This window comes from Kribbella sp. NPDC026596 (assembly GCF_040638415.1).
Taxonomy (GTDB): domain Bacteria; phylum Actinomycetota; class Actinomycetes; order Propionibacteriales; family Kribbellaceae; genus Kribbella.
Genome location: NZ_JBEZYF010000069.1, coordinates 39,682 through 46,295, shown reverse-complemented (window position 1 = coordinate 46,295; position 6,614 = coordinate 39,682). Strand labels below are relative to the sequence as shown.

At 68.9% G+C, this 6,614-nt stretch carries 6 protein-coding genes; 3 read left to right on the top strand and 3 right to left on the bottom strand.

Going from position 1 to position 6,614, the window contains the following annotated elements:
- Nucleotides 1–96: 96 nt before the first annotated feature.
- Both AB0E63_RS37715 and AB0E63_RS37710 read right to left on the bottom strand, forming a co-directional pair.
- Nucleotides 97–966 carry a PASTA domain-containing protein gene (locus AB0E63_RS37715; protein WP_360376970.1) on the bottom strand — a complete coding sequence of 290 codons (870 nt, stop codon included), beginning with the start codon at nucleotides 964–966 and terminating at the stop codon, nucleotides 97–99.
- Nucleotides 963–1,454, bottom strand: a complete 492-nt coding sequence (locus AB0E63_RS37710; protein WP_360376967.1) for a SigE family RNA polymerase sigma factor — start codon at nucleotides 1,452–1,454, stop codon at nucleotides 963–965. The genes AB0E63_RS37715 and AB0E63_RS37710 overlap by 4 nt, the downstream gene beginning before the upstream one ends.
- A 157-nt stretch (nucleotides 1,455–1,611) precedes the next feature.
- Between AB0E63_RS37710 and AB0E63_RS37705 the strand changes: the two genes are divergently transcribed.
- On the top strand, nucleotides 1,612–1,959 hold the full coding sequence (locus AB0E63_RS37705; protein WP_360376965.1) for a PspC domain-containing protein: 348 nt from the start codon (nucleotides 1,612–1,614) through the stop codon (nucleotides 1,957–1,959).
- A gap of 86 nt (nucleotides 1,960–2,045) precedes the next feature.
- Here the strand turns inward: AB0E63_RS37705 and AB0E63_RS37700 are convergent, their stop codons facing one another.
- Nucleotides 2,046–3,011: a glycerophosphodiester phosphodiesterase gene (locus AB0E63_RS37700; protein WP_360376963.1), complete on the bottom strand. Its 966-nt coding sequence runs from the start codon at nucleotides 3,009–3,011 to the stop codon at nucleotides 2,046–2,048.
- Nucleotides 3,012–3,144: 133 nt separating this feature from the next.
- Between AB0E63_RS37700 and AB0E63_RS37695 the strand changes: the two genes are divergently transcribed.
- Both AB0E63_RS37695 and AB0E63_RS37690 read left to right on the top strand, forming a co-directional pair.
- On the top strand, nucleotides 3,145–4,863 hold the full coding sequence (locus AB0E63_RS37695) for an ABC transporter ATP-binding protein (RefSeq protein ID WP_360376961.1): 1,719 nt from the start codon (nucleotides 3,145–3,147) through the stop codon (nucleotides 4,861–4,863).
- Nucleotides 4,860–6,596, top strand: coding sequence for an ABC transporter ATP-binding protein (locus AB0E63_RS37690; protein WP_360376958.1), 1,737 nt, complete (start codon nucleotides 4,860–4,862; stop codon nucleotides 6,594–6,596). Before AB0E63_RS37695 ends, AB0E63_RS37690 begins: the two co-directional genes overlap by 4 nt.
- The last annotated feature ends 18 nt before the right edge of the window (nucleotides 6,597–6,614 follow it).

Here is a 6,614-nt window from a genome sequence, read left to right as displayed (position 1 = left end):
GGGAGTCACAGGAGTCGCCAAGCGCTCCAACATCCCGACCCGCCACCACCAGCATAAGAGCTACCCAGGTGGCTTGACTTCCCTTAGGAACTCAGTTCACGACCCAGCGACGGTGATCGTCACGGTCGCTCCCGGGGCCACCATCGTGCCGGGAGCCGGTACAGCCGTGAAGATCGTTCCAGCCGGGTAGCCGGGCGACTTCCTGGTCCGGAACTCGGCTTTCAACCCCGCCTGCTCGAGCAGGGGGGCATAGTCCTCCCCGGTGGGCTGCTTTCCGTCCCGGTCGATCGCGCGGTACCCCGGTACGCCGACCAGGTCCGGCTCAACCACGATGCGGCCGAGCATGCGGTCGACTTCTTCGGCGTTCGTCGATGACTCAGCCAAGAACCACACGTCCAGCGACGGGATGAACACGGCGCCGGTACAAATCGTCCCCTGGCCTAAGAAGTTGCCCTCGTCCGAGCAGGTCGTCCGTTGACGTTCCGCCCGCACTCCGTCGATCTCAAGGGTCTCTTCGGCGTGGAAATCAAAGACCTGCGGGACACCGCGGCCCAGTTCCAGGCTCTCGACCCCGACGGGGCGAGGCATGCCGCACAGCGTCACCGCACCGACGTCGATGAGAACTGTGTCCTTCTTGGGCGTCGCACAGGTCAACTCGTTGGTGCCCCAATTCTTCGGCACCGCGATCGCCGCGTGCCCGAGACCCACCAACCGCATACCGGCAGGCACCAGCCCTGGCGTGGCGGTGGCGACCGGTGGCGACGGGTCGCCGGAGCCTTGTGTTGCAAGCAGAGTCGTCCCACCGATCACGGCAGCCACGGTCAGGGCACTGACGGCCGACCAGGCCGCGGTACGGCGGTGGCGGCGGCGGGCGGCGCCCGCGCGCAGGGCGTCCAGGGGTGGGGGGCCGACGGCGGTCTGGTCGCCGGTGCGTTCGAGGAGCTCGGTCAGCTTCGATTCGATCATTGGGTTTCTCGCAGTTCTGCCAGGTTCGGGTCCTGCGCCAAGGCCTTCACCGCGCGGGACAGGCGGCTCTTCACCGTGCCTGTGGCGATGCCCAGGGCGGATGCCATCTGCTGCTCGCTCAGGTGCGCGTAGTACCGCAGTACGACGGCGGTGCGTTGGTCGGTCGGCAGCCGGTCGAGTGCGCGCATCACTGCGTCGGTTTCGTCCACGCCGGCGGTCTGGTCGCTAGCGGAGGACTCAGGAAGGACCGCCGACGGTCTCTCCCCGTGCCAGCGGCGGCGCCGGGCGGAGAGGAAGCTGTTGATCAGGACCCGGTGCACGTAGGCGTCGCGGTCGTCGGCCGCCCGTACCTTGTTCCACTTCACCAGGCACCGCTCCAGGGCGGTCTGGACGAGATCCTCGGCTTCCGGATGGCTGCACCCCAGAAGCACCGCGGAGCGCACCAGCGTGGGCCAGCGCGCCGCGACGTACTCGCTGAAGTCGTCCATTCGTCACCCGCCTTTCACCCGTAAAGACAGGCTGACGGCACGCCCAGGTTCCACGAAAGTCGTCAGGGGGCTGGATCAGGGTCCCAGGGGTCGGATCAGGGGTCGGTCGGTACCGATCCTGATGTGCCGGAGGGTCCTCGGACGGGAGAGTTGAGCCATGACGAACTCCAACGCACCGTTCTCCAACCTCTCCGGCAAGGTCCTCCGTCGTTCCCGCGAGCAGCGCATGCTGTCCGGTGTCTCCGGCGGTATCGCGGAGTACTTCAACATCGACGTCACCTTGGTCCGCCTCGGCATCGTCGGCCTGACCCTGATCACCGGCGGCACCGCTCTGCTCGGCTATGCGGTGGCCTGGATCGTGATCCCCGAGTCCGACGGCAAGGCGGTCTGGCAGAACGTCCAGCAGTCGGTGAACCAGCAGCACAACTCGCCCGAGGCCGACATCGCCTCCCGCATCTACGACGACAGCAAGACCGACACCAACAACAAGCCGCCGGCAGCATGATCCGACCTGCGCCCCACTCGGGCGCAGTACACGACCAAACTGCGGCGGGGTGACGACACACCGTTCGTCACCCCGCCGCGAAGTATCTAGACCTTCAGGGCCGGTTTGCGGAGTGCGGCGACGGCCTGGTCGGGGTGGTCGGCGAACAGGCCCTGGATGCCCAGTGCGGCGAAGCGGGTCAGTTCGGCGCGGAAGTCCGTGGCGGTGGGCAGGAAGCGCCGCTCGGCGCGAAAGGTCCAGAGCTGGACCGCCAGACCGGCGCGATGCGCCTGGTCAACGAGCCGAGTCGGTTCACCAAGAGCCCCGCTGGCAGTGCGCGGGATGACCAGGTCCTTGTGCGGAGCCAGAACCTGCGCGTACGTCGCGATCTCACGCAACCCGGCCGGCTCGAGCAGATCGGCGTACGTACGACCGTCGCCCATGCGGAGGAAGTCGTTCGGAGCACTCTCGGAGTCCACCAGCTGCACCAATGGCACTCTGGTCATGACCGACAACCGGCGCAGGCTGGTCGGCTCGAACGACTGCACCATGATCTCGTCGTCCCGTAGCCCCAGAGCCAGGATCCGCTCGGTCAGCAGCTCCTCCAGCGGCAGTCCGAGCCGCCGGAAGTACGCCGGGTGCTTGATCTCCGGGATGACGCCGATCCGCCGCCCGAGCCGGAGCGACTCCCGCCGCGCCAATGCCACCACGTCGTCGAAGGTGGGGATCTCCTCGAGGCCGTCGTACGCCGTGTTGCTCGCGCGCAACCCGGGCATCCGCTCGACCGCCCGGATGGTCCGCAGCTCCGCGTAGGTGAAGTCCTCGACGAACCACCCGCTGACCGCGGTCCCGTCGACGATCTTGGTGATCTTCCGATCCGCCAAGACCGGGTGCGCGGCGACGTCCGTCGTACCGGAGATCTCGTTCTCGTGCCGGCAGACCAGGACGCCGTCGAGGGTGGCGACCAGGTCGGGCTCCAGATAGTCGGCCCCTTGGGCCGCGGCCAGGCGGTACGCCGCCGGGGTGTGTTCCGGGCGGTAGCCACTCGCTCCCCGATGCGCGATCACCAGCATGGTTCCAGGACAGGGGCCGCAGATTGCCCACCGGGAACTCGTTGCCCAACGCAAGGTGAAGGTCTACCGACCGTCACCGGCACCCATAATTCGCATGCGGACTGTCGGTGCGCGCACCTAGCCTTAGTGGGTTATGAAACAGCTTCCCGTCGCCGATCCCGGCGTTCCCGATCACCGCTCGCCGACCCGCTATCTGTGGTGGGTGGCGCGGCGGCAGGCGCCCACGATGATCGGCGGGATGACGTTCGGCATCCTGTGGATGGCGGCGCAGGCGTTCATTCCGGCGATCCTCGGCAAGGCGATCGACGAGGGCATCGCGGCGCAGGACGGCGAGGCGCTGCTGAAGTGGACCGCAGCGCTGTTCGCGGTCGGCGTGGTGCAGGCGCTGGCCGGCATCATGCGGCACCGGTTCGCGGTGACGAACTGGCTGTCCGCGGCGTACCGCACGGTCCAGGTCGTGACCCGGAAGTCGGCCGACCTCGGGGCGAGCCTGCCGAAGCACCTGGCGACCGGCGAGGTGGTCAGCGTCGGTGCCGGCGACCTGGCGTACGTCGGGAACCTGATGGAGATCTCAGCCCGGTTCGCGGGCGCGATCGTGGCTTTCGCGGTGGTCGCGGCGATCCTGCTCTCCTCGTCGACCACGCTCGGCCTAGTGGTGCTGATCGGCGTCCCCGTGATGCTGTTCACCCTCGGCCCGATGCTGCGTCCGCTGCACAAGCGGCAGTCCGCGCAACGCGAGGCGGTCGGCGAGCTGAACTCGCTGGGCTCCGACATCGTGGCCGGCCTGCGCGTGCTGCGCGGGATCGGCGGCGAGGACTCCTTCTCCCGGCGGTACCGCACCGAGTCGCAGCAGGTCCGGCAAGCTGGTGTCCGAGTCGCCCGTATCCAGTCTGTGCTGGACGCCGCCCAGGTGCTGCTGCCCGGTGTCTTCGTGGTGCTCGTGGTCGGCCTCGGTGCGCACTTCGCACTGCGCGGCGACCTCAGCGCCGGCTCGCTGGTCGCCTTCTATGGCTATGCGACGTTCCTGGTGCTGCCACTACGCACCGCCACCGAGTTCGCCAACCAACTGATGCGCGGTCTGGTCGCGGCGGGCCGAGTGATCCGGGTGCTGGCGTTGCAGCCCGACATCACCGAGCCGGTCCAGGCAGTCCGCCTGCCCGAACGCGGTGACCTGGTCGATCCGGTCTCAGGCATCCGTGCACACGACGGACTGCTCACCGCGATCGTGTCCGCCGAGCCGGACAGCTACGCCGAGCTGGCCGACCGCCTAGGTCGGTACGACGACTTGAGTGAAGTCCGGTACGGCGGAGTGACGCTGGCCAGCGCGACTCGTGCGGACGTGCGTGAGCGGATCCTGGTGAGCGACACCGGCTCACAGCTGTTCACCGGCACGCTGCGCTCCGAGCTCGACCCGGCCGGCCGTCGTACCGATGAGGAAGTGATGGCCGCGCTGCGTACGGCGTCCGCCGAGGACGTGCTGGTCGCGTTGACGGACGGGCTCGACTCCGACGTCGAGGAGAAGGGCCGGTCGTTCTCCGGTGGCCAACGGCAGCGGCTCGTGCTGGTGCGGGCGCTGCTGGCCGACCCGTCCGTGCTCGTGCTGGTCGAGCCGACGTCGGCGGTCGACGCGCACACCGAGGCGCGGATCGCGGACCGGTTGCGCGACCACCGCGCCGGCCGGAGCACCGTCGTGCTGACCGCAAGCCCGTTGCTGCTGGACCGCGTCGACGAGGTGATCTTCGTCGCCGCCGGACGTGTCGTTGCCTCAGGCAAGCACCGTGCGTTGCTCGAGGACGAACCGCTGTACCGCCGTACCGTGACCCGCCAGACCGAAGAGGAGGTCCTCCGATGAAGCAGATCCTGCCCGTCGCCGGGCCCACCGAGATCCGGCGGCACGCGCGGCGGCTGGCCCGTCAGCACCCACGGACCCTGCTCGTCGCGCTGCTGCTGCACGCACTGGCGGCGGTCACCGGCCTGGCCGCGCCGCGCCTGATCGGCAACCTGGTCGAGGACGTTCAGAACGGCACGACCGCCGGCAAGGTCAACCAGGTGATCATCGTGATCGCCGTGTTCATCGTCGCGCAGTCGCTGCTGACGCGCTGGGCCCGGTTCAAGTCGTTCGCGCTCGGCGAGCAGGTGCTGGCCGAGCTGCGCGAGGACTTCGTCGACAACGCGCTCGCGTTGCCGATCGGCACGGTGGAGCGGGCCGGCACGGGCGACCTGCTGTCCCGGACCTCGCGTGACGTCGACACCCTCTCGCGGACGGTGCGGTTCGCCGTACCGGAGACCATCATCGCGTTCGTCACGGTGCTGTTCACGGTCGTGGCCACGGTGCTGGTCGGCGTCTGGGTGCTCGTGCCGCTGGTCGCGATGGTGCCGGTGCTCTGGCTGAGCACGAAGTGGTACCTGCGGCGCGCGAAGGACGGTTACCTGCGCGAGAACGCGGCGTACGCCCAGATGACGAGCTCGTTGGCCGAGACGGTCGAGGGCGCGCGGACGGTCGAGGCGCTGCGGCGGTACGACGACCGCGTCCGGCAGGGCGATGCGGACATCCGGGGCTCATACCTCGCCGAGCGGTACACGTTGTTCCTGCGGACGGTCTGGTTTCCGGTCGTCGAGGTCGGGTATCTGGTGCCGGTCGTCGGGACGTTGCTGTTCGGTGGCTGGCTGCACCTCGGCGGGCAGGTCTCGCTCGGCGCGGTCACGGCCGGCGTGCTGTACGTCAACCAGCTGATCGATCCGGTCGACCGGCTGATCTCCTGGATGGACGAGCTGCAGTCGGGTGGTGCCGCGTTCGCACGGTTGCTGGGGATCAGCGACGTACCGGACGACCGGACCCCGTCGGGCCGTTCGCCGGCTGGTGAGCTGGTCGAGGCGCGCGACGTGCGGTTCTCGTACGTCGATGGCCGCGACGTACTGCATGGCGTGGACCTGACCATCCAGCCCGGTGAGCGGATCGCGATGGTGGGTCCTTCCGGGGCGGGGAAGTCGACGCTGGGCAGGTTGGTCGCGGGCATTCATCCGCCGCGGACCGGTTCGGTCACGGTCGGCGGGGTCGGGATGACCGAGCTCCCCTTGGACGAACTGCGCAAGCAGGTCGCGCTCGTGACGCAGGAGCATCACGTCTTCGTCGGCACGTTGCGGGACAACCTGTCGATGGCGCGGCCCTCGGCCTCGGACGACGAGTTGCTGTCGGCGCTCGAGGCCGTGGATGCGCGGGAGTGGGCGGAGGCGTTGCCGGACGGGCTGGACACTCGCGTCGGGTCCGGTCAGTTGGCGCTCACGCCGGCGCAGGCGCAGCAACTGGCGCTGGCGCGGCTGGTGCTGGCCGATCCGCACACGCTCGTACTGGACGAGGCGACCTCGCTGATCGACCCGCGCGCCGCTCGGCACATGGAGCGGTCGCTGGCCGCGGTGCTGGACGGCAGGACGGTCATCGCGATCGCTCACCGGCTCTACACGGCGCACGATGCCGATCGAGTTGCGGTGGTCGAGGACGGGCGGATCTCGGAGCTGGGCAGCCATGACGAACTGGTCGCCCGACAGGGTTCGTACGCCGCGTTGTGGAACTCCTGGCACGGCTAACAGTTGGGTCCCCCACCC

Coding starts and splice junctions, on each gene's coding strand:
- AB0E63_RS37715 (WP_360376970.1), bottom strand. CDS start 966: ATGATCGAATCGAAGCTGACCGAGCTCCTCGAACGCACCGGCGACCAG.
- AB0E63_RS37710 (WP_360376967.1), bottom strand. CDS start 1,454: ATGGACGACTTCAGCGAGTACGTCGCGGCGCGCTGGCCCACGCTGGTG.
- AB0E63_RS37705 (WP_360376965.1), top strand. CDS start 1,612: ATGACGAACTCCAACGCACCGTTCTCCAACCTCTCCGGCAAGGTCCTC.
- AB0E63_RS37700 (WP_360376963.1), bottom strand. CDS start 3,011: ATGCTGGTGATCGCGCATCGGGGAGCGAGTGGCTACCGCCCGGAACAC.
- AB0E63_RS37695 (WP_360376961.1), top strand. CDS start 3,145: ATGAAACAGCTTCCCGTCGCCGATCCCGGCGTTCCCGATCACCGCTCG.
- AB0E63_RS37690 (WP_360376958.1), top strand. CDS start 4,860: ATGAAGCAGATCCTGCCCGTCGCCGGGCCCACCGAGATCCGGCGGCAC.